Below are 20,331 nucleotides of genomic sequence, written 5' to 3' on the forward strand. Positions count from 1 at the left end.
CACGCTTACCCGGTTAGAGCGCATTTTCTAATCCTTCTCGGCATACTCATCGCGCATTCGGCCAAGATCGTGGTCAGCTTGCACAAATTCACAAACTCGGGTAACCAAGTAGTTGGAAGTTTTCTTGCATCTGGCCAAACCAGCGGCAGGAAATATTGCGGAGTGATCCGCCCTTGGTAATCCGGGCAATACCTGGTTCATGGAACCCGTTCAAAGTCTCACGAGCTAAAGCCATGCAAGGCAAGAACAGGCGAAGACGCGCAGTGTACGAGCTGTCGCTCCCGAGTCTGTTCCTGCGCAGCAGCGCCGATATGCAGCAGACTGGGGGCAGGTTCTAGCCCTGTGTCGCCGTGCACAGCAAGTTGCCGGTATTTCGTCTCAGGACAATGGAGCGTTGTAGATGACAGATAAGAATAATGATGACCTGAAACACCAGGCCTCCGAGAACACCCTGGGCCTTAACCCGGTAATCGGCATCCGGGGTAAAGACCTGCTCAGCTCTGCGCGTATCGTACTCAAGCAAGCCCTCAAGCAACCCCTGCACAGTGCCAAACACCTGGCCCACTTCAGTATCGAACTGAAAAACGTGATGCTCGGCCAATCCGAACTCACCCCCACCGAAGGCGATCGGCGCTTTGCTGATCCGGCCTGGAGCCAGAACCCGCTGTACCGTCGTTACCTGCAGACCTACTTGGCCTGGCGCAAGGAGCTGCACGACTGGGTCGAGCACAGCAACCTGTCCGAACAGGACGCCAGCCGCGGCCACTTCGTGATCAATCTGATGACCGAAGCCATGGCCCCGAGCAACAGCATGGCTAACCCGGCGGCCGTCAAACGCTTCTTCGAGACTGGCGGCAAGAGTCTGCTCGATGGCCTGTCGCATCTGGCCAAAGACATCGTCAACAACGGCGGCATGCCCAGCCAGGTCAATATGAACGCCTTCGAGGTTGGCAAGAACCTCGCCACCAGCGACGGCGCGGTGATCTTCCGTAACGACCTGCTGGAACTGATTCAGTACAAGCCAATCACCGAGCAAGTGCACGAACGCCCGCTGCTGGTGGTGCCGCCACAGATCAACAAGTTCTACGTCTTCGACCTGTCACCGGAAAAGAGCGTGGCGCGCTTTCTGCTGCGCAACGGCGTGCAGACCTTCGTGGTGAGCTGGCGCAACCCGACCAAGGCCCACCGCGAGTGGGGCCTGTCGACCTATATCGAAGCGCTGAAAGAAGCCATCGACGTGGTCACCGCCATCACCGGCAGCAACGACATCAACATGCTCGGCGCCTGCTCCGGCGGCCTCACCACCACCTCGCTGCTGGGCCATTACGCCGCGCTGGGAGATAAGAAGGTAAACGCCCTGACCCTGCTGGTCAGCGTGCTGGACAATCGCCTGGAAACCGACGTTGCCCTGTTTGCCGATGAGAAAAGCCTGGAGCTGGCCAAACGCCGTTCCTACCAGGCCGGTGTACTGGAAGGCAGCGACATGGCCAAAGTCTTTGCCTGGATGCGTCCCAATGACCTGATCTGGAACTACTGGGTCAACAACTACCTGCTGGGCAACGAGCCACCGGTATTCGACATTCTCTACTGGAACAACGACACCACCCGCCTGCCGGCCGCCCTGCATGGCGAGTTTATTGACATGTTCCAGTCCAACCCGCTGATTCGGGCCAACGCCTTGGAAGTCTGCGGCACGCCGATTGACCTCAAGCAGGTCACCAGCGACCTGTACTGTGTAGCCGGCACCACCGACCACATCACACCGTGGGAGTCGTGCTACAAGTCAGCCAAGCTGTTTGGCGGCAACGTCGAATTCGTGCTGTCCAACAGCGGGCACATTCAGAGCATTCTCAACCCGCCGGGTAACCCCAAGGCGCGTTACATGACCAACACGGAACTGCACGCTGATCCGAAAACCTGGCAAGCCACTTCTACCAAGCATGCCGACTCCTGGTGGCTGCATTGGCAGACTTGGCTGGCACAGCGCTCCGGTGAAATGAAAAAGGCGCCGACCCAGCTTGGCAATAAAAAGCACCCCGCCGGCGAAGCAGCGCCTGGCACTTACGTTCACGAACGTTGATACCTGCGCACTGCGCAGCACTGCCCGCGGCACTGGAGGTGCCGCTCGCCCACCCAGGCAATGGTCTGAGTGCGGCGAACCAGGCTTTGCCCTGGCGTTTCTGGAAATGACCCGGAGGGTCTGACCCAGCGTTTTCACTGATAGGGCTTCTGCGCATGTCGCTACCTTTCGTATTCCGCACCATCGAACTGGACGGCCAGACCATCCGTACCGCCGTTCGCCCCGGCAACGGCAAGATGACCCCGCTGCTGATCTTCAACGGCATCGGGGCCAACCTGGAACTGGTCATGCCCTTCGTGCGCGCCCTCGACCCCGACCTGGAAGTCATCGCCTTCGACGTGCCTGGCGTAGGCGGTTCATCCACCCCCAGCACACCGTACCGTTTTCCTGGCCTGGCCAAGCTGGCAGCACGCATGCTCGACTACCTCGACTACGGTCAGGTCAATGCCATTGGCGTGTCCTGGGGTGGCGCACTGGCACAGCAGTTTGCTCACGACTACCCGGAGCGCTGCAAGAAACTGATCCTCGCCGCCACCTCAGCCGGCGCGGTGATGGTGCCAGGCAAACCCAAGGTGCTCTGGTGCATGGCCAGCCCCCGACGTTATGTGCAGCCCTCCTATGGCGTGCAGATTGCCCCGGACATCTACGGTGGCGCCTTTCGCCGTGACCCCAAGCTGGCGCTGGCGCACGCCAGTAAAGTCCGCTCGGGCGGCAAGATGGGCTATTACTGGCAGCTGTTCGCCGGCCTCGGCTGGACCAGCATCCACTGGCTGCACAAAATCCGCCAACCGACGCTGGTCATGGCCGGTGATGACGACCCTCTGATCCCATTGGTGAATATGCGCCTGCTGGCCTGGCGCATCCCCAACTCAGAATTGCACGTCATCGACGACGGCCACCTGTTTCTGGTGACCCGCGCCGAAGCCGTGGCGCCGATCATCATGAAGTTCCTTGAGGAAGAGCGTCAGCGCGCCATCATGCACCCACAGCCGGCAGCCGCACGCACCCTGAGCTGACCGCACCTTGGTTGGGCAGGCGCCCCCTGACAACGCACCGAGGCTGTGCCGGCCGCTCAGTGCTTGACCCGTTTCCGGGCACGTTGTATTACCTGAAGCTTGTCGCGCGGTAGTCTGGAATGCACCTAGCGCGCGCGTTGGTATAAGCCTTGCTGCTTATCTATCGACCTTGAAGTCTCACGGTTTGACGACGGAGTGTTGCCCAATGCGAGACCAGCCTGCCAAAAACGCCCTGCCCGCCCGCAGCAGTGTGATGAATGCCCAGAACGCGGTGGTCGGCCTGCGCGGCCGCGACTTGCTTTCCACACTGCGCAGCCTGGCCCTGCAAGGGGTCCGACACCCCATCCACAGCGCACGGCATGCCGTAGCCCTCGGCGGCCAGCTGGGGCGGGTGCTGCTGGGTGACAAACCGTTCAAGGTCAACCCACAAGATCCGCGCTTCGCCGACCCAACCTGGCGTGAAAACCCGCTTTACAGCCGCAGCCTGCAAGCCTACCTGGCTTGCCAGAAGCAGCTGAACAGCTGGATCGACGAGAGCAACCTGGACGCCGATGACCGTGCCCGCGCACGTTTTGTCGCTACCCTGCTCGGCGATGCCCTCGCCCCCAGCAACACCCTACTCAATCCACAGGTGATCAAAGAACTGTTCAACAGCGGCGGCAGCAGCCTGCTCAAGGGCGTGACCCATCTGTTCGATGACCTGGTGAACAACGACGGCATGCCTAGCCAGGTCAGCAAACACGCTTTCGAAGTCGGCCGTAACCTGGCCACCACGAGCGGCGCAGTGGTGTTTCGCAACGAGTTGCTGGAGCTGATCCAGTACAAACCGATGAGCGAAAAACAGTACGCCAAACCGCTGCTGATCGTGCCGCCGCAAATCAACAAGTTCTATATCTTCGACCTCTCCAGCGAAAAAAGCTTCGTCCAGTACGCACTGAAGAATGGCTTGCAAACCTTCGTCATCAGCTGGCGCAACCCGGACCCGCGGCATCGCGAATGGGGCCTGTCGAGCTACGTAGAAGCACTGGAAAAAGCCATCGACGTCTGCCGTGAAATCACCGGCAGCAAGGACGTTAACCTCCTCGGTGCCTGCGCCGGCGGCCTGACCATTGCGGCGCTGCAAGGTCATTTACAAGCCAAGCGTCAGTTGCGCAAAGTGGCCAGCGCCACCTACATGGTCAGCCTGCTCGACAGCCAGATCGACAGCCCAGCCATGCTTTTTGCTGACGAGCTGACCCTCGAAGCCGCCAAACGCCGCTCCTACCAGCAAGGCGTTCTGGATGGCCGTGACATGGCGCGGGTGTTCGCCTGGATGCGCCCAAACGACCTGATCTGGAATTACTGGGTCAACAACTACCTGCTCGGCAAGCAGCCGCCGGCCTTCGACATTCTCTACTGGAACAACGACAACACCCGCCTACCCGCAGCTCTACACGGCGACCTGATCGACTTCTTCAAGCACAACCCGCTGACCCGCCCAAGCGGCCTGGAAGTCTGTGGTACGCCAGTGGACCTGCAGAAGGTCACGGTCGACAGCTTCAGCGTCGCCGGGATCAACGACCACATCACCCCCTGGGACGCGGTCTACCGCTCGACCTTGCTGCTGGGCGGCAACCGGCGCTTTATCCTGTCCAACAGCGGACACATCCAAAGCATTCTCAACCCGCCGGGCAACCCCAAATCCAATTACCTGGAAAACCCCAAGCTCACCGGCGACCCACGCGCCTGGTACCACGATGCCGAGCACGTACAGGGCAGCTGGTGGCCGGTGTGGCTGAAGTGGATGCAGGAACGCTCGGGCGAACAGCGGGACACCCTGATGGCCCTGGGCAACCAGAACCACCCTGCCATGGAAGCGGCTCCCGGCACCTACGTGCACGTGCGCTGAACAACCGCCACTGGCCGCAGCCTGCTGCGGCCAGGTATCGTCAAACGCCCCGCGGCCAGCATAAGAAGACCGGATGAAAACCCGCGACAGAATCCTTGAATGTGCCCTGCTGTTGTTCAACCAGAAGGGCGAACCGAATGTCTCCACCCTGGAAATCGCCAACGAACTGGGCATCAGCCCGGGCAACCTGTACTACCACTTCCACGGCAAGGAGCCGCTGATCCTCGGCCTGTTCGAGCGCTTTCAGGCCGAGTTGGCGCCGCTGCTCTCGCCGCCCGAAGACGTGCAGCTGGATGTCGAAGACTACTGGCTGTTTCTGCACCTGATTGTCGAACGCCTGGCACACTACCGCTTTTTGTTTCAGGACCTCTCCAACCTCACCAGCCGCTTGCCGAAACTCGAACGCGGCATGCGCCACTGGCTCAACAGCCTGAAACGCGCGCTGGCTGAACTGCTCGCGCAACTGCAGCTAGACGGCCAGTTGCACAGCGACACCGCATCACTCGGCCAACTGGTCGAGCAGATCACCCTGACCCTGCTGTTCTCCCTCGACTACCAGCGCATCATTGGCCGCGAAGGTGAAAGCCGTCTGGTGGTGTACCAGGTGATGATGCTGGTGGCCCCACACCTCGCGGGCACTTCACGCCTGGCAGCCGAGCACTTGGCCAGTCGCTACCTGGAAGCGTGATACGCAGCGCCTGAGCCCATTTACTCAGGCGCTGCGTGCGGCATTCCCACACTCAGGCAAAAGCCCCTAAACCGCAAAGGGATGATCTAAGCGCCTTTCAGGCACGACGCCCCCGATTTGAGTGCGCCACCAAAGACAGCCGCACGGCCTGGCTGCGCGCAACCGATAACCCGCGGTATAACGCGCAGGGCAAGGTGGTTGGCGTGATCAAGTTCGCCAGTGACATCACGGCCCAAATCGAACATTGCGAGACCGACACCAGTGCCGTGGAAGGGGCAAAAGGGTTCAGGATACGGTAGATGTGGTGCGCTCGATTGCCGGCGAACTGGGCACCGTATCCACCAACATCCATGCACTGAGCCACCAGTCGGAACGCATCAGCAGCATTGTCCAGGTCATCCGCAGCATTGCCGAACAGACCAGCCTGCTGGCCCTCAACGCCACGATTGAGGCGCCCGCGTCGGCGATCAAGACCGCGGCTTCGCAGTGGTTGCCGATGAGGTGCGCAGCCTGACAGCAAGAACCAGCCAGACCGGTGGAAATCAACGATGTGATGCAACAGAACCAGAACCTGGCACAGCAGGCAGTCGCTGGCATGACCGGCAGCCTGGGCAGTGCCGAACGCGGGGGGGGAACTGGCCAACCCCGCGGTGAGCTGATGCTGCAAATTCGCAGCGAAGCACAGCGGGTCGTGGATGCCATCGCACAATTCACCCACGCCATTCAGGACTGACAAGCCTGACCGATGCGGCCCAGACGCAGCCCCCGCCTAAACGCAAACGCCCGGCACGAAGCCGGGCGTTTGCGTTGACTGCTGCGCGTCTTACGACTGGGCGGCAGGTGTTACTGGTGCAGCAGGTGCAGCGGCCGGCGCAGGAACCGCAGCGGCTACCGGGGCAGCAGCGGGTTTGGCAACTGCAGGCTTGGCGGCGGGTTTAGCAGCAGCCTTGGCGGCCGGCTTGGCAGCCGGTTTCGCCGCGGGTTTAGCAGCCGGCTTGGCGGCAGCTTTGGCAGCGGGTTTAGCCGCTGGCTTGGCCGCAGCCTTGACCGCCGGTTTGGCAGCCGCTTTAGCAACAGGCTTGGCGGCGGCTTTGGCAGCCGGTTTGGCCGCTGGCTTGGCCACAACTTTCTTCACGGCAGGCTTGACCGACTTGACCGAAACGCCGGTCAATTGCTCGATCTGCTTAGTCAGGCTTTCGACTTTGGCGTTGAGTGCTTTCACTTCATTGCGGCTCGGTACACCAAGACGCGAAATGGCATTGTTCAAGCGCTTGTCGAACGCCTCTTCCAGCTCGCCCCACTTGCCAATGGCCTTGTCTTTGACTTCGTCAACTTTCGACTTGGCGCTGTCCACTTTCGAACCCACAGTGGACTTCACCGCGCCAACTTGCTTGTCGACTTCAGTCTTGGCCAGTTTTTCAGCTTTCTCGCCGTCCTTGACCAGCGTATCGAACAGCTTGTTGCCGTCCTTGCTGACCTTGGAGTAGGCACCCAAACCGGCCAGCCAGATTTGACGCGAGTATTTCTCTACTTCGCCGATCCAGGAAGTGGTTTGCTTTTCGGTTTTCTTCTTAACAGCCATCCTGCTCTCCTTACTTGGTACGCGCGACGTGCTCGAGCAACGCGCTCAGCTCATCCAGCTTAGCAGACAGTGCTTCCACGTCTTGTTTGGACGGAATGCCCAGACGATTCAGGGCGCTGGCAACACGGTTGTCGAAGGCTTTCTCGATCTTGTCGAGCTGCACTTCGACCTTGCCTTTGACGCTGCTGACGTTACTGGTGACGGTGCTCTTGACGCTGTCGATCTGGCTGTTGGCGGCGTCAACTTGTTCGTTGACCAGCTTCTTGCCTTGTTTCTCAACGCCTTCACCGCTCTTCACCAGTTCTTTGAAGTACTCGGCGCCTTCCTGACCCGCCTTGGCGTATGCGCCCAGACCTGCCAGCCAGATTTTGCGGGCGTAGACTTTGGCGTCGCTCAGCACGCTGGTGCTTTCTTCAACGACGGCAGTTTTCTTTTTAACGGCAACTTTCGACATGGTGCACCTCACTCTTTATGTTTCGAGGAAACGCCCACGTAATGCAGGCTTAGGTGCACGGTATCGATGAAAATTAGAAACCGCATACTAAGCGTGAGAAAAAATGCCGGGGCCGTCTTGAGCCGAGCGCAGCAACGGCCCGGAGGGTGGCTGCCTGGGGTGTCTCATGAAAACGGCCAAGGTGTCTTCAGACGACACCTCACGCCCGCAGATTCTTGTCCAGCACGTCTTCGATTTCGCGTTTGATGGTGCCGCTCATGGCCGACAGCAACAATCCCAGGCTGAGTTGCACGCGCACGCTGTCGTCATGCACATCAATGCGGCCATCAGCACCGCTGCGTTTGAACTCCAGGCTGTCGCCGTTCCAGCGGTAACGCACGTCGTATTCTCGCGCCAGGCGCTCGGCCAGTTGTTCGGCTTTTTCGCGGGCAACCTCGCGCCCCAGGGAATGGGGTCGTTCAATGGTGATCTTGGCCATGGCATTTCTCCTCGCCCGTTAACTGCGACCTTAAGTCGCTGCGACTATAGCAAGGCTGCAAGGCGCAAGCTGCACGCAACGTCAGTGTTCCACCCACGGCACAACTTTGTGGTTTGCCGCCGCACGGCCCAAACCCAGCGGGGCTTTTTGGGTTTAGAATGAGCGCCACTTTGGATGCAGCCTCTCTGTTTTAGGAAAGGGCAAGATGAACGACCCGCGCAACAGCAGCGACAGCGAACCCACCACACACTTTGGTTTCCAGAGCGTGCCGGAAAGCCAGAAGGCGGAGAAAGTCGCCGAGGTGTTCCATTCGGTGGCCGCCAAATACGACTTGATGAACGACGTGCTGTCCGGCGGCATGCACCGCCTGTGGAAGCGTTTCACCATCGAACTGTCGGGTGTGCGCAGCGGTAACCGGGTACTGGATATTGCCGGCGGTACGGGTGATCTGACCCGCAAGTTCTCCAGCCTGGTCGGTCCAACTGGCGAAGTGGTGCTGGCCGACATCAACGAATCCATGCTCAAGGTGGGCCGCGACCGCCTGCTCGACAAGGGCGTGGCCGGCAACGTCAACTTCGTTCAGGCTGATGCAGAAAAGCTGCCGTTCCCGGATAACCACTTCGACGTGGTGACCATCGCCTTCGGCCTGCGCAACGTGACGCACAAGGAAGATGCCATCCGCTCGATGCTGCGCGTGCTCAAGCCCGGCGGCCGCTTGCTGATTCTGGAGTTTTCCAAACCGTCCAGCCCGCTGCTGTCGAAGTTCTACGACGCCTACTCGTTCAAGTTCATGCCGCTGGCCGGCAAGCTGATCACCAACGATGCCGACAGCTACCGCTACCTGGCCGAGTCGATCCGCATGCACCCGGATCAGAACACCCTCAAGGCGATGATGGTCGAAGCCGGCTTCGAGCGCGTCACCTACCACAACATGACCGGCGGCATCGTCGCCCTGCACCGCGGCCTCAAGCCCTGATGCTGCTCACCGGGCTGCTGGCTGGGGTTGAACTCGGCCTCAATCGTGTACTGGCCATGGACAGCACCGCGCTGCCACGGCTGGCCCGCTTGAGCGGTCGGGTGATTGCCGTGGAATGCGCCGCACCAGCGCTGCAACTGTTTATTCTGCCTAGCGCCAGCGGTCTTCAACTGGCCGCACAATGGGGCGGTGAGGCCGATTGCCAGTTGCGCGCATCCGCCGCCAGCCTGCTGCGCCTGGCCACCAGCAAGGACAAAACCAGCATCCTGCACAGCCCTGACGTCACGCTGGACGGCGACAGCGCTGCCCTGCTGGAGTTGGCAGGCATCCTTCAGGACCTGGAGTTGGACTGGGAATACGAGCTGTCACGCTGGCTCGGCCCGGTCGGCAGCCAGCTGCTCGGCGGCCACCTGCGCAGCCGACTCAACTGGACCAGCCAGGCCCTCGACAGCCTGCGCCTGAACCTGGCCGACTACCTCAGCGAAGAATCCCGCAGCCTGGTTGGCCAGCGCGAAGCCGATGCGCGCTTCGCCGAACTGGATCAGCTCAAGCTGTCCCTTGATCGACTCGACGCGCGCATCGAGCGCCTCGCCCAACGCCATAAGCCCATCGCATGAAGCTGCTAGCCCTGCGTCGCCTGCTGCGTATCCAGAGCGTGATTGTTCGTTATCAACTGGATGATCTGCTGTTCGACATGCCGCTGCCCTTCTGGGCGCGTCTGTTGCGCTACGCACTGCCCTGGCGCTGGCTGCCACGGCGCCCAATGGTGCTGTCGCGCGGCGCACGCCTGCGTTTGGCACTGGAAGAGCTGGGGCCCATTTTCATCAAATTCGGCCAGGTCCTCTCCACCCGCCGCGACCTGCTGCCGCTGGACATCGCTGACGAACTGGCCAAGCTGCAGGATCAGGTGCCACCCTTTGACCCGGCCAAGGCGCAAGCGCTGATCGAAGCGCAACTGGGGGCCAAGGTCAGCGACGTGTTCGCCCGCTTTGATGCCCTGCCATTGGCGTCAGCCTCAGTGGCTCAGGTGCATGCCGCGCAGCTGAAAAGTGGCGAAGAAGTGGTGGTCAAGGTGATTCGCCCCGGCCTGAAGCCGGTGATCGAGCAAGACATCGCCTGGCTGTTCCTGCTGGCCAAATTGGCCGAACGCGCCTCCGCCGATGCCCGCCGTCTGCGCCCGGTGGAAGTGGTCAGCGACTACCAGAAAACCATCATCGATGAACTCGATCTGCTGCGTGAAGCGGCCAACGCCAGCCAGTTGCGGCGCAACTTCGAAGGCTCGCCGCTGCTCTACGTGCCGCAGGTGTATTGGGACTATTGCCGGCCCAAAGTGCTGGTCATGGAGCGCATTTACGGTATTCAGGTCACCGATCTGGACACCTTGGCCGACCAACGCACCGACATGAAAAAACTGGCCGAACGCGGCGTAGAAATCTTCTTCACCCAGGTGTTCCGCGACAGCTTCTTCCACGCCGACATGCACCCCGGCAACATCTTCGTCAGCACGCGCACGCCGTGGAACCCGCAGTACATCGCCATCGACTGCGGCATCATCGGCAGCCTCACCGCAGAAGATCAGGACTACCTGGCGCGTAACCTGATCGCCTTCTTCAAGCGTGACTACCGCCGCGTGGCGCAGCTGCATATTGATTCCGGCTGGGTGCCGGCAGAAACCCAAATCAATGATTTCGAGGCCGCGATCCGCACCGTGTGCGAGCCGATCTTTGAAAAGCCGCTCAAAGACATCTCCTTCGGCCAGGTGCTGCTACGCCTGTTCCAGACCGCACGGCGCTTCAATATGGAAGTGCAGCCGCAGCTGGTGCTGCTGCAAAAGACCCTGCTGAATATCGAAGGCCTGGGCCGCCAGCTGTACCCGGACCTGGACCTGTGGAGCACCGCGCAGCCATTCCTGGAGCGTTGGATGCGTGAACGCATCAGCCCGCTGCATCTGCTGCGCAACCTGCAATTGCAGGCCGAGCAGGTACCGCACCTGTCGCAGATTGCCCGCGATGCGCTGGAGCGCCTCAACCAGCCCGCAGCCAGTCGCCAGTCACAGCCTACGAGCGGGCGCCAATGGCCCGCCCGCTTGCTCGGCGCGGCGCTGATCGCGGGGGCGGCCACCCAGGGTCTGGTGCTGAGCCTGAGCGTCTGGCCCAGCTGGCTGATGCTGGCGGGCGGTCTCTATCTGGTGCTGCGCCGATAGCCACACCGGGTGTGCACTGGCACACTAGCCTTCTGAATCAGACAGCCCGAGATGGGCGGAACTTGTAATGACTGACTGGCTCGACGAAATCAACTGGAACAGCGACGGCCTGGTGCCGGCCATCGCTCAGGACCACAAGACCGGCCGTGTGCTGATGATGGCCTGGATGAACCGTGAAGCCCTGAGCCTGACGGCCAGCGAGCAGCGTGCCATCTACTGGTCACGCTCGCGCGGCAAACTCTGGCGCAAGGGTGAAGAATCCGGTCATGTGCAGAAACTGCATGAGATACGCCTGGACTGCGACGCTGACGTGATCATTCTGATGGTTGAGCAGCTGGGCGGTATTGCCTGCCACACCGGCCGCGAGAGCTGCTTTTACCGGGTGTTCGAGAATGGCACCTGGAAAACGGTCGAAGCAGTACTGAAAGACCCGCACGCCATCTACAGCGCAGGACATACCCATGAGTGATTCGGCCATGACTGATACCCTGAGCCGCCTGGCCGAGGTGCTGGAGTCGCGCAAAGGCGCGGCCGCCGACAGCTCCTATGTCGCCAGCCTATACCACAAGGGCTTGAACAAGATTCTGGAAAAGGTCGGCGAGGAGTCGGTGGAAACCATCCTTGCCGCCAAAGACGCAGCCGTCAGCGGCGACTGCAGCAATGTGATCTATGAAACCGCCGACCTGTGGTTCCATAGCCTGGTCATGCTGGCCGCCCTCGGCCAGCATCCGCAGGCGGTACTGGATGAACTGGACCGGCGTTTCGGTCTGTCCGGGCACGCGGAAAAAGCCGCGCGCGACACCAACTAATCAATCTTAGAGGAGCGCCGTTCATGGGTATTTTCGATTGGAAACACTGGGTAGTCATTCTTATCGTGGTGATCCTGGTGTTCGGCACCAAAAAACTGAAGAACCTTGGCTCTGACCTGGGCGAAACCATCAAAGGTTTCCGTAAGGCGATGAACACCGATGAAGACGCGGAAAAGGCCGAACCACAGCCAGCCCCAGCGCCGCACCCAGCGCCGCAGGCACACACCGCTCCTCTTCATCAGCCGCAGACCATCGACGGGCACGCGCAAAAAGTCGAAGAACCTGCCCGTAAAGACTGAGTCCACGCCATGTTCGATATCGGTTTTTCCGAATTAGTGCTCGTAGGCGTAGTCGCCCTGGTGGTGCTTGGCCCGGACCGCCTGCCCGGCGCCGTGCGCACTGCGGGCCTATGGATCGGCCGCCTGAAACGCAGTTTCCTGTCGATCAAGCAGGAAGTGGAGCGCGAGATCGGTGCCGACGAAATCCGTCGGCAACTGCATAACGAACAGATTCTCGACCTGGAGCGGGAAATGCAGGCGATGAAGCAGAGCCTTATCGCCCCCGCCACGCCCGTCGAAAGCAGTGTAACTGCAACTGAAACCAGCCTGACGACGCCCACCGCCGCCAGCCAGGACAAGACCCCACAACCATGAGTCGACTACCGGAAAGCGACCAGGAAATGCCCCTGGTGTCGCACCTGACCGAACTGCGCTCGCGCCTGCTGCGCTGCGTAGTGGCGGTCTTGTTGCTATTCGCAGGGCTGTTCTACTTCGCCCAGGACATCTACACCATTGTTTCCGCGCCGCTGCGCGCCTACCTGCCGGAAGGCGCGACGATGATCGCCACCGGGGTCGCCTCGCCATTTCTCACCCCGTTCAAACTCACCGCCTGGATCGCACTGTTTCTCAGCGTGCCGGTGATCCTGCATCAGATCTGGGGCTTTATCGCACCCGGTCTGTACAAGCATGAAAAGCGCATCGCCATGCCGCTGCTGGTTTCCAGCATCATCCTGTTTTACAGCGGCATGGCTTTCGCCTATTTCCTGGTGTTCCCGATCATTTTCCATTTCTTCGCCAGCGTGACCCCCGAAGGCGTGGCGATGATGACCGACATCAACGAATACCTGGACTTTGTCCTCACCCTGTTCTTCGCCTTTGGTGTGGCATTCGAGATCCCTGTCGCGACCTTCCTGCTGATCTGGGTCGGCATCGTCGACGTCGATACCCTGCGCAAGAGCCGGCCGTATGTGATCGTCGGCTGCTTTGTAGTCGGTATGGTGCTAACGCCGCCAGATATCTTCTCGCAGACCCTGCTGGCCGTGCCCATGTGGCTGCTGTTCGAGGCCGGCGTGTTGTGCGGCAGCATGATCAAGCGGCGCGATGAGCATGAGCTGGACGAAACCACGCGAGAGACCGAAGACCAGCCGCCAGCCCCACTGCCGTGAACCTGCTGCTGCTGGAAGACGGCGACTTTATCGCCGAGGACTGCGTACGGCTAAGCGGCCGCCGCCTCAAGCACCTGCAGGAAGTGCACCGCGCCGAAGCGGGCGACAGCCTGCGCGTCGGCCGCCTGAATGGCCTGATGGGCAGCGGCCAATTGCTGCGCCTGGATGCAGAAGAAGCCGAGCTGTCTGTGCAACTCAACCAGCCACCGCCAGTGAAACTACCCCTGACCCTGCTGCTCGCCCTGCCTCGGCCGAAGATGCTGCGCCGCGTGCTGCAAACCGTCAGCAGCATGGGCGTGTCACGGCTGGTGCTGCTGAACAGCTACCGGGTGGAAAAAAGCTTCTGGCAAACACCTTTCCTCGAGCCCGCTGCCATTCGCGAACAGCTGATCCTCGGCCTGGAGCAAGCCCGCGATACGGTGCTGCCCGAGGTCACCCTCGAGAAACGCTTCAAGCCCTTTGTCGAAGACCAGCTGCCGGGTATTGCCGCCGGCACCCTGGGCCTGGTCGGCCATCCTGGCGACTACCCGGCCTGCCCGCGAGCCGTCGAACAGGCCGTCACATTGGCCATCGGCCCGGAAGGCGGCTGGATTCCCTACGAAGTGGAAAAGCTCCAGCACGCCGGCCTGCAACCGGTTCAACTAGGCGCGCGGATTCTGCGGGTGGAAACAGCGGTTACTGCCTTGCTCGCGCGACTTTTTTAACCACACATCCATGAGCCGTAGGATGGAAAGCCTTTACTCCATTCACCCCCCACAGCGGCCGATGGATAAACAGCGCATCATCCACCCTACTCGTTGCAACCGGCTCACCACAGTCAACTGAAAGGCTCAAAGAACACCCGAAGAGCAGCAGCGAAGAAGACACCAAACGCAACGGGGGCGGCAGCGAAATGCAACTCCGGCCAGAATCAGCAGGGCTTTCTGGTCGCAGCCCTGCGCCGCTGAAATGCCTTAGAGCAGGCTGACGAACAGTCGTGTCACCTGCTCGGTCAATTCATCTGTTCCCAGGGCCTCGCTCAGTTGCTGCTCCTGCAGCAGATGAGCAAGACCATGCACCAGGCTCCATGCCGCCAGGGTCGCGACCGGCTGAGCGCGCTGTGGCGCGGCCACCTGCACGGCCGCGGCCAAACGCGCGTGCAAGGCCGCCGAGGCCTGCTGCAACTCGGGATAACGGCGCTTGTCCAGGGTGGCACCGAACATCAACCCAAAATGCCCCGGCTGCGCCAGGGCGAAACGCACATAGCACTGTCCCAGCTCGGCCAGCCCGCCAGACTGCCGGCCCATCTCTTGTCCCAACTGAACGAACCCCTGGATTGCCAGAGACGCCAGCAGGCTGTCGCGGTCGGCAAAATGGCGGTAGGGCGCGTTATGCGAGACACCCGCTCGACGTGCGACTTCGCGCAGGCTAATGGATGCCAGCCCTCCTTCAGCCAACAGTTCGGTCGCGGCGAGCAGCAGCGCACCGCGCAACTCTCCATGGTGATAGGGCTGTTCCTGCTTGCGTGTTGACACTGACAACATCTCCTTATATGTTGACGACGCCCACATTATGCCGCGAGCTCGGTTAGCCTTACCAGTCGGCACATTAGGAGGACTCATGCTATTCATTGCCTTGTTGCTCAGCCTGACTCTACTGGCCGCATTGGCTCACCGTTGCGGCGTCCCTGGCGTGGCTGACTGGCCCCAGCGCATGCGCCTGGCCATGGTCGTGGCGCTGCTGATGGCGGGCACCGACCACCTGCTGACGCCCGAGCGTTACCTGGCCATGATGCCGGGCTACCTGCCCTATCCTTTGCAACTGGTGCTCTTCACTGGCCTGTGCGAACTGGCAGGTGCGATCGGCCTGCTGCTGCCACGCTTCAGGCGCTATGCCGCCATTGCCCTGGCGATTTATTTCGTCTGCGTGTTCCCGGCCAATATCAAGAACGCCGTAGATGGATTGCAGGTTGAAGGCCTGCCTGCGGCGACCTGGTACTACTGGCTGCGCCTGCCCTTTCAGCCGCTGATCATTCTCTGGGCGCTGTACGCCGGTGAGTTGATTGGCCAAGCCAAAACCGATGCTGCGACGCACGGCCCGCAACCCGCCAAGAGGCCAGAAGCTCAAGCTCACGCCGCACAGGCAGATCGACGTCTGCTCAGCTCTCCAGCAGAAACGTCACCGGCCCGTCATTGATCAGGTGCACCTGCATGTCGGCCCCGAATTGCCCGGTGGCGACCTGAGGGTGCCGGGCGCGGGCCTGCGCCACCAGCAAGTCGAATAATTCAGCGCCAAGTGCCGGCGGCGCGGCGCGAGTGAAACTGGGGCGCAGACCGCTTTTGGTGTCGGCGGCCAGGGTGAATTGCGAAACCAGCAACAACCCGCCGCCGACATCACCCAGCGACAGGTTCATCTTGCCGTCCGCATCGCTGAATACCCGGTAATTGAGCAGTTTGTGCAGGATTTTCTCGACACTGGCCGGGGTGTCATGGGGCTCCACACCGATCAGCGCCAGCAAGCCTTGATCAATCGCGCCCACCACGTCACCGGCGACCTCGACACGGGCGCCACGCACCCGTTGAATCAGTGCTTTCATGCTTCGTCCGGCGCCAGGTTGAGCAGGCGTCGCGCCAGTTCGTCCGCTGCACGCACCAGGGCATCGGTAATACCGCTTTCAGCGGCCGAATGGCCGGCATCGCGGATGATCTGCAACTCACTGTTCGGCCAGGCCTGGTGCAACGCCCAGGCGTTATCCAGCGGGCAGATCACGTCATAACGGCCATGCACAATCACCCCAGGCAGGTGGGCGATTTTCGGCATGTCGCGCAGCAGCTGATTGGGCTCAAGGAAGGCGTTATTGACGAAGTAATGGCATTCGATGCGAGCGATCGATAGCGCGCGGTGCGCCTCGCTAAAGCGGTCGACCACCTGCGGGTTCGGGCGCAGGGTGGCGGTGCGGCCCTCCCAGGTCGACCAGGCTTTGGCCGCGTGCATCTGGGCAATCTGATCCGGACCAGTCAAGCGTTTGTAGAAGGCCTGCACCAGATCAGCGCGCTCATCCGCCGGGATCGGCGCGAGGTAATCCTCCCAGTAATCGGGAAACAGGCGGCTTGCACCTTCCTGATAGAACCACTGAATTTCCTGCGGGCGGCATAAGAAGATGCCGCGCAGAATCAGCCCGTGCACGCGCTGCGGATGGGCCTGGGCGTAAGCCAGCGCCAGGGTCGAGCCCCAGGAGCCGCCGAACAGCACCCACTGGTCGATGCCAAGGTGCTCGCGGATCTGCTCCATGTCGGCGATCAATGCCTGGGTGGTGTTGTTTTCCAGGCTGGCGTGCGGGGTGGAGCGACCGCAGCCACGCTGATCGAAGGTGACAATACGGTACAGATTGGGGTCGAAATAGCGTCGACTCGCAGCATCGCAGCCGGCACCTGGCCCGCCGTGAATAAACACCACAGGCAAACCATCCGGTGAACCGCTTTCGTCCACATACAGCACGTGCGGTGCCTGCACCGCCAGCTCATGACGGGCGTAGGGTTTAATCTCCGGATACAAGGTCTGCATGGCATGCTCCTGACTTGACCTGAATAATGCGCGGCGTAACGTTGACGGCCTTGCGCCGAACAACCACGGGCGCAACCGCTTTAAGCTCTGCCGGGCATCATAACCATGAAACAGGAGTTGAGCATGCCAACACGGATAATTGCCTTAGTTTTCCTGATGTTTTGCACTTTGCTCGCTGGCTGCGGCAGCAAGGATGACCCGCAGGCCGCCCTGGAAGCAGCGCTGCAGCAGCTGCAGGACAATCTGGAAGCAAAGAGCACCAGCGCGGTGCTCGACCAACTGCACCCGCAGTTCTCGGCCCAGGGCGAATTCGACCGCGAGTGGGCGCAGCGCACCATGTTGCTGCTGTTTATGCGCCACAAGAACATCAAAGTCTTGGCCCTGAGCAAGGACAGTCACCTCGATACGACCTACCGTGAAAAAGGCCACACCGAGGCGCAGGTTGCCCTTTCGGGTGCCGAGGGGCTGATACCTGACAGCGCACGCCATTACAGCGTGAAACTGGAATGGTGGCTGGATGGCGATGACTGGAAGCTGGCGCGCCTGAGCTGGAAGTAACGCCGGCAACAGCCCTCAGCGCGGCAAGGCCATCTCGGCCTCAGTACGCCGCCAGATCAGCTCGCGGGTGTCATAGCCGCGCTTGCGCGCCTCTTCCAGTAGGGTCGCACGGTGTTGCGGGCCGATGTCCTGATCACGCGCCAACAGCCAGAGGTATTTACGGTTGGGATGCCCGACCAGCGCGGTCTGGTAGTTCTCATCCAGGTAGAGCACCCAGTAGTCGCCCTTGGTCAGCCCTGGCAGCAGAGTGCTGGCCCAATTGTCGAAACGCACCCAGAGCTTGCTGGTTTGCCCCGGCACCTGTGGCACGGCCTGCCCCTTGACCTCCTGCAACTCGCCATTGAAGGTCCGACAACGGTTTACTACCCCAATAGCCCCGTCGTCCTGCAACCGGTAGTGCGCCTCGGATTGCGCACAGTTGCGCTGGAAGAACATCGGCAGGCGGGCTACTTCGTACCAGGTACCCTGATAGCGCTGCAGGTCGACCTTGTCCACAGTCTGCGGCGGCACCACACCGGTACCTGAATTAACGCAACCGACCAGCGCCAGCACAGCGCTCAACACGGCGAACAGACGCATCACTTCAGCCCCTTGCCGGAAAACAGCATGACCTTGTCGCCCGCGTACTGCACGCTGATAAACCGCTGCTCGTCACCCCAGGTGCAGCTGGACATACCCAGAGCACCGGCACACTCATCCGGGCCGCCGAGCAGGCGTTCGACGTCATCCTTGCTCATGCCGGGCTTGAGCTGGGCGTAGCTGTCCTGGTTGACCTTGTTGCAGGCAACCAGCAGCAGGCAACCGGCGAGTAGTGCGACGACACGCAGAGGCATGGGATTACTCCTGAGAAAATGGGCCAAACCAGCTTGGCATAGCCATACCGAGCTTGCTTGCTTCGACGCTAGAAGCGTGAGCCTGGTTCCAGCAGAAAGGCAGATTCCTCGGCACTGCTGCAGCGGCCAAGAATCTGATTGCGGTGGGGGAATCGACCAAAACGGGCGATTACCCGCTGGTGGCGCTCGGCATAATCCAGATAGCCGGCAAACAGCTCGCGCTCGGTGTCTGCGACCTGCGTATGCAACACCTCAAAGCGCTGCACGGCCTGATCTTGCAGCTGCAGATCTTCGGCATGCTCCAGCACCAGATAGGCAAACACCCGCTGGATCGGCGGCAATGCCTGATCCCAGCCTTGCGCCAGCCCGTGCTGAACCAGAGCACGCGCCAACGGATCACCGGCAAAGGCTTTTGATGTATCGCGAAAGATCATCCGTGGCAGCTGATCGAGCAACAACAGTGTCGCCAGCCAGCCTTCAGGCTGGCCCTGCCAGTTTTGCAGCTGGTTGCCCAGCGCCTGCTCGACCAGCGCAGCAAACTGCTCGCGCGCCTGGTCATCCTGGTAGTCCTGTTTGCCGAACCACAGCGAAGTACGACTGGCAGCCACCTCGGCCACCGTCACACCGGGGCCGCAGCCGGCCGCACCGAACCACCAGTCGAGCAACGGCTGCCAGGGCACGTTCACCGCTTACTCGCGGTGATAGGCGCTGATGCGCAGCACTTCTTCCTTGGAACCCAGGAAGACGGCGACGCGCTGGTGCAGGGACGTCGGCTGGATATCGAGAATGCGCTGGGTGCCATTGGTGGCCACACCGCCAGCCTGCTCGATGATCATCGACATCGGATTGGCTTCGTACATCAGGCGCAGCTTGCCCGGTTTCTCCGGCTCACGACTGTCGCGTGGGTACATAAATACACCGCCACGGGTGAGGATGCGGTGCACGTCGGCCACCATCGAGGCGATCCAGCGCATGTTGTAGTTCTTGCCCAGCGGGCCTTCTTCACCCGCCAGCAATTCGCTGACATAGCGCTGCACCGGCGCCTCCCAGTGGCGCTGGTTGGACATGTTGATGGCGAATTCCTTGGTCGACTCCGGCACCTTGATGTTGTCGTGGGTGAGCACAAAGCTGCCCAGTTCGCGATCCAGGGTAAAGCCCTTGACGCCTTCACCGAGGGTCAGCAGGAGCATGGTCTGCGGGCCGTAGATGGCATAACCTGCAGCCACTTGCTGAGTACCCGGCTGGAGGAAGGCCTCTTCGCCCAGATCACCCTCTTCGCCATTGCGGTCTGGGCAGCGCAGTACCGAGAAAATGGTGCCGACCGAAACGTTGACGTCGATGTTGCTGGAGCCATCCAGCGGGTCGAATACCAGCAGGTAGGCACCCTTCGGGTACTTGCCGGGAATCTGGTAGGCATTGTCCATTTCTTCCGACGCCATGCCGGCCAGGTGACCGCCCCATTCGTTGGCTTCCAGCAGAATCTCGTTAGAAATCACGTCGAGTTTCTTCTGCACTTCGCCCTGCACGTTCTCGGTGCCCATGCTACCCAGCACACCGCCCAATGCACCTTTGGACACCTGATGGCTGATTTCCTTGCAGGCGCGTGCGACCACTTCGATAAGGAAACGCAGATCGGCCGGGGTGTTGTGGCTGCGGGTCTGCTCGATCAGATAGCGGCTGAGGGTAACGCGGGACATGGACGGCTCCGGGAAGGAAGAAAAATCGCGCGCAGTTTACCCCTTTAGCGGGAAAAGCGCCTCTGCGCTGGATGGAAGGGAA

General features: G+C 61.1%; 26 protein-coding genes and 1 pseudogene. 17 read left to right on the forward strand and 10 right to left on the reverse strand.

Going from position 1 to position 20,331, the window contains the following annotated elements; all coding sequences use genetic code 11:
- Nucleotides 1-400 precede the first annotated feature (400 nt).
- The 6 genes and pseudogenes from phaC (OU997_RS06215) (at nucleotide 401) to OU997_RS06240 (ending at nucleotide 6,405) form a co-directional block, all read left to right on the forward strand.
- The gene (gene phaC, locus OU997_RS06215; RefSeq protein ID WP_108538095.1) at nucleotides 401-2,080 is read left to right on the forward strand and encodes a class II poly(R)-hydroxyalkanoic acid synthase; all 1,680 of its coding nucleotides are present in this window, start codon (nucleotides 401-403) and stop codon (nucleotides 2,078-2,080) included.
- A gap of 155 nt (nucleotides 2,081-2,235) precedes the next feature.
- Nucleotides 2,236-3,096, forward strand: a complete 861-nt coding sequence (gene phaZ, locus OU997_RS06220; RefSeq protein WP_108486249.1) for a poly(3-hydroxyalkanoate) depolymerase — start codon at nucleotides 2,236-2,238, stop codon at nucleotides 3,094-3,096.
- A 205-nt stretch (nucleotides 3,097-3,301) separates the two neighbouring features.
- On the forward strand, nucleotides 3,302-4,984 hold the full coding sequence (phaC, locus tag OU997_RS06225) for a class II poly(R)-hydroxyalkanoic acid synthase (RefSeq protein WP_108486248.1): 1,683 nt from the start codon (nucleotides 3,302-3,304) through the stop codon (nucleotides 4,982-4,984).
- 73 nt (nucleotides 4,985-5,057) lie between these two features.
- Nucleotides 5,058-5,672, forward strand: coding sequence for a TetR/AcrR family transcriptional regulator (locus OU997_RS06230; protein ID WP_108486247.1), 615 nt, complete (start codon nucleotides 5,058-5,060; stop codon nucleotides 5,670-5,672).
- Nucleotides 5,673-5,916: 244 nt separating this feature from the next.
- Nucleotides 5,917-6,198, forward strand: a pseudogene (locus tag OU997_RS06235) (methyl-accepting chemotaxis protein); the annotation flags it as partial.
- A gap of 9 nt (nucleotides 6,199-6,207) precedes the next feature.
- Complete coding sequence (locus tag OU997_RS06240) at nucleotides 6,208-6,405, forward strand: hypothetical protein (protein WP_267809941.1); 198 nt, start codon at nucleotides 6,208-6,210, stop codon at nucleotides 6,403-6,405.
- Between the two features lie 90 nt (nucleotides 6,406-6,495).
- On the opposite strand, the gene OU997_RS06245 is transcribed toward OU997_RS06240, so the two are convergent.
- From OU997_RS06245 to OU997_RS06255, 3 genes are all read right to left on the reverse strand, one after another.
- Nucleotides 6,496-7,254, reverse strand: a complete 759-nt coding sequence (locus OU997_RS06245; protein WP_108486246.1) for a phasin family protein — start codon at nucleotides 7,252-7,254, stop codon at nucleotides 6,496-6,498.
- Nucleotides 7,255-7,264: 10 nt separating this feature from the next.
- Nucleotides 7,265-7,708, reverse strand: coding sequence for a phasin family protein (locus tag OU997_RS06250; RefSeq protein WP_108486245.1), 444 nt, complete (start codon nucleotides 7,706-7,708; stop codon nucleotides 7,265-7,267).
- Between the two features lie 199 nt (nucleotides 7,709-7,907).
- A complete protein-coding gene (locus tag OU997_RS06255; RefSeq protein ID WP_108486244.1) occupies nucleotides 7,908-8,186 on the reverse strand; it encodes a polyhydroxyalkanoic acid system family protein in 279 nt (92 codons plus the stop codon).
- A gap of 205 nt (nucleotides 8,187-8,391) precedes the next feature.
- On the opposite strand from OU997_RS06255, the gene ubiE reads away from it, so the two are divergent.
- The 9 genes from ubiE (at nucleotide 8,392) to OU997_RS06300 (ending at nucleotide 14,322) form a co-directional block, all read left to right on the forward strand.
- Nucleotides 8,392-9,162, forward strand: a complete 771-nt coding sequence (gene ubiE, locus OU997_RS06260) for a bifunctional demethylmenaquinone methyltransferase/2-methoxy-6-polyprenyl-1,4-benzoquinol methylase UbiE (protein WP_267809437.1) — start codon at nucleotides 8,392-8,394, stop codon at nucleotides 9,160-9,162.
- Nucleotides 9,162-9,779, forward strand: a complete 618-nt coding sequence (locus tag OU997_RS06265) for a ubiquinone biosynthesis accessory factor UbiJ (RefSeq protein WP_267809438.1) — start codon at nucleotides 9,162-9,164, stop codon at nucleotides 9,777-9,779. Before ubiE ends, OU997_RS06265 begins: the two co-directional genes overlap by 1 nt.
- Nucleotides 9,776-11,365: a ubiquinone biosynthesis regulatory protein kinase UbiB gene (gene ubiB / locus OU997_RS06270; RefSeq protein ID WP_267809439.1), complete on the forward strand. Its 1,590-nt coding sequence runs from the start codon at nucleotides 9,776-9,778 to the stop codon at nucleotides 11,363-11,365. The genes OU997_RS06265 and ubiB overlap by 4 nt, the downstream gene beginning before the upstream one ends.
- 67 nt (nucleotides 11,366-11,432) lie before the next feature.
- On the forward strand, nucleotides 11,433-11,834 hold the full coding sequence (hisI, locus tag OU997_RS06275; protein WP_108486240.1) for a phosphoribosyl-AMP cyclohydrolase: 402 nt from the start codon (nucleotides 11,433-11,435) through the stop codon (nucleotides 11,832-11,834).
- 7 nt (nucleotides 11,835-11,841) lie between these two features.
- Entirely contained in the window at nucleotides 11,842-12,174 is a 333-nt protein-coding gene (locus OU997_RS06280; RefSeq protein ID WP_108486253.1) for a phosphoribosyl-ATP diphosphatase, read from the forward strand.
- 23 nt (nucleotides 12,175-12,197) lie between these two features.
- On the forward strand, nucleotides 12,198-12,473 hold the full coding sequence (locus tag OU997_RS06285; RefSeq protein WP_108486239.1) for a twin-arginine translocase TatA/TatE family subunit: 276 nt from the start codon (nucleotides 12,198-12,200) through the stop codon (nucleotides 12,471-12,473).
- Between the two features lie 9 nt (nucleotides 12,474-12,482).
- Nucleotides 12,483-12,827 (forward strand): Sec-independent protein translocase protein TatB, encoded by a 345-nt coding sequence (gene tatB, locus OU997_RS06290; RefSeq protein WP_108486238.1) that lies wholly within the window; start codon nucleotides 12,483-12,485, stop codon nucleotides 12,825-12,827.
- Nucleotides 12,824-13,618, forward strand: a complete 795-nt coding sequence (gene tatC / locus OU997_RS06295) for a twin-arginine translocase subunit TatC (RefSeq protein WP_267809440.1) — start codon at nucleotides 12,824-12,826, stop codon at nucleotides 13,616-13,618. Before tatB ends, tatC begins: the two co-directional genes overlap by 4 nt.
- On the forward strand, nucleotides 13,615-14,322 hold the full coding sequence (locus OU997_RS06300; protein ID WP_108486236.1) for a 16S rRNA (uracil(1498)-N(3))-methyltransferase: 708 nt from the start codon (nucleotides 13,615-13,617) through the stop codon (nucleotides 14,320-14,322). Before tatC ends, OU997_RS06300 begins: the two co-directional genes overlap by 4 nt.
- 249 nt (nucleotides 14,323-14,571) lie before the next feature.
- Here OU997_RS06300 and OU997_RS06305 read toward each other — a convergent pair whose 3' ends face one another.
- Nucleotides 14,572-15,132, reverse strand: coding sequence for a TetR/AcrR family transcriptional regulator (locus OU997_RS06305; RefSeq protein WP_218276637.1), 561 nt, complete (start codon nucleotides 15,130-15,132; stop codon nucleotides 14,572-14,574).
- Nucleotides 15,133-15,217: 85 nt separating this feature from the next.
- Here OU997_RS06305 and OU997_RS06310 point away from each other — a divergent pair, with 85 nt between their 5' ends.
- A complete protein-coding gene (locus tag OU997_RS06310) occupies nucleotides 15,218-15,793 on the forward strand; it encodes a DoxX family protein (protein ID WP_267809441.1) in 576 nt (191 codons plus the stop codon).
- Here the strand turns inward: OU997_RS06310 and dtd are convergent.
- Both dtd and pip read right to left on the reverse strand, forming a co-directional pair.
- Nucleotides 15,756-16,193, reverse strand: a complete 438-nt coding sequence (dtd, locus tag OU997_RS06315) for a D-aminoacyl-tRNA deacylase (RefSeq protein ID WP_267809442.1) — start codon at nucleotides 16,191-16,193, stop codon at nucleotides 15,756-15,758. The genes OU997_RS06310 and dtd overlap by 38 nt on opposite strands.
- Nucleotides 16,190-17,161, reverse strand: a complete 972-nt coding sequence (gene pip / locus OU997_RS06320) for a prolyl aminopeptidase (RefSeq protein WP_108486233.1) — start codon at nucleotides 17,159-17,161, stop codon at nucleotides 16,190-16,192. The genes dtd and pip overlap by 4 nt, the downstream gene beginning before the upstream one ends.
- A 123-nt stretch (nucleotides 17,162-17,284) precedes the next feature.
- Between pip and OU997_RS06325 the strand changes: the two genes are divergently transcribed.
- Nucleotides 17,285-17,719, forward strand: a complete 435-nt coding sequence (locus tag OU997_RS06325; RefSeq protein ID WP_267809443.1) for a hypothetical protein — start codon at nucleotides 17,285-17,287, stop codon at nucleotides 17,717-17,719.
- 15 nt (nucleotides 17,720-17,734) lie between these two features.
- Here OU997_RS06325 and OU997_RS06330 read toward each other — a convergent pair whose 3' ends face one another.
- The 4 genes from OU997_RS06330 to OU997_RS06345 form a co-directional block, all read right to left on the reverse strand.
- Nucleotides 17,735-18,298, reverse strand: a complete 564-nt coding sequence (locus tag OU997_RS06330; RefSeq protein ID WP_267809444.1) for a lipocalin family protein — start codon at nucleotides 18,296-18,298, stop codon at nucleotides 17,735-17,737.
- Complete coding sequence (gene bamE / locus OU997_RS06335) at nucleotides 18,298-18,552, reverse strand: outer membrane protein assembly factor BamE domain-containing protein (protein ID WP_108486230.1); 255 nt, start codon at nucleotides 18,550-18,552, stop codon at nucleotides 18,298-18,300. The genes OU997_RS06330 and bamE overlap by 1 nt, the downstream gene beginning before the upstream one ends.
- A gap of 68 nt (nucleotides 18,553-18,620) precedes the next feature.
- Nucleotides 18,621-19,238, reverse strand: a complete 618-nt coding sequence (locus OU997_RS06340) for a DUF924 family protein (RefSeq protein ID WP_267809445.1) — start codon at nucleotides 19,236-19,238, stop codon at nucleotides 18,621-18,623.
- A 3-nt stretch (nucleotides 19,239-19,241) separates the two neighbouring features.
- The gene (locus OU997_RS06345; RefSeq protein WP_108486228.1) at nucleotides 19,242-20,249 is read right to left on the reverse strand and encodes a class 1 fructose-bisphosphatase; all 1,008 of its coding nucleotides are present in this window, start codon (nucleotides 20,247-20,249) and stop codon (nucleotides 19,242-19,244) included.
- Nucleotides 20,250-20,331 lie beyond the last annotated feature (82 nt).

The organism is Pseudomonas sp. SL4(2022) (assembly GCF_026625725.1).
Taxonomy (GTDB): domain Bacteria; phylum Pseudomonadota; class Gammaproteobacteria; order Pseudomonadales; family Pseudomonadaceae; genus Aquipseudomonas.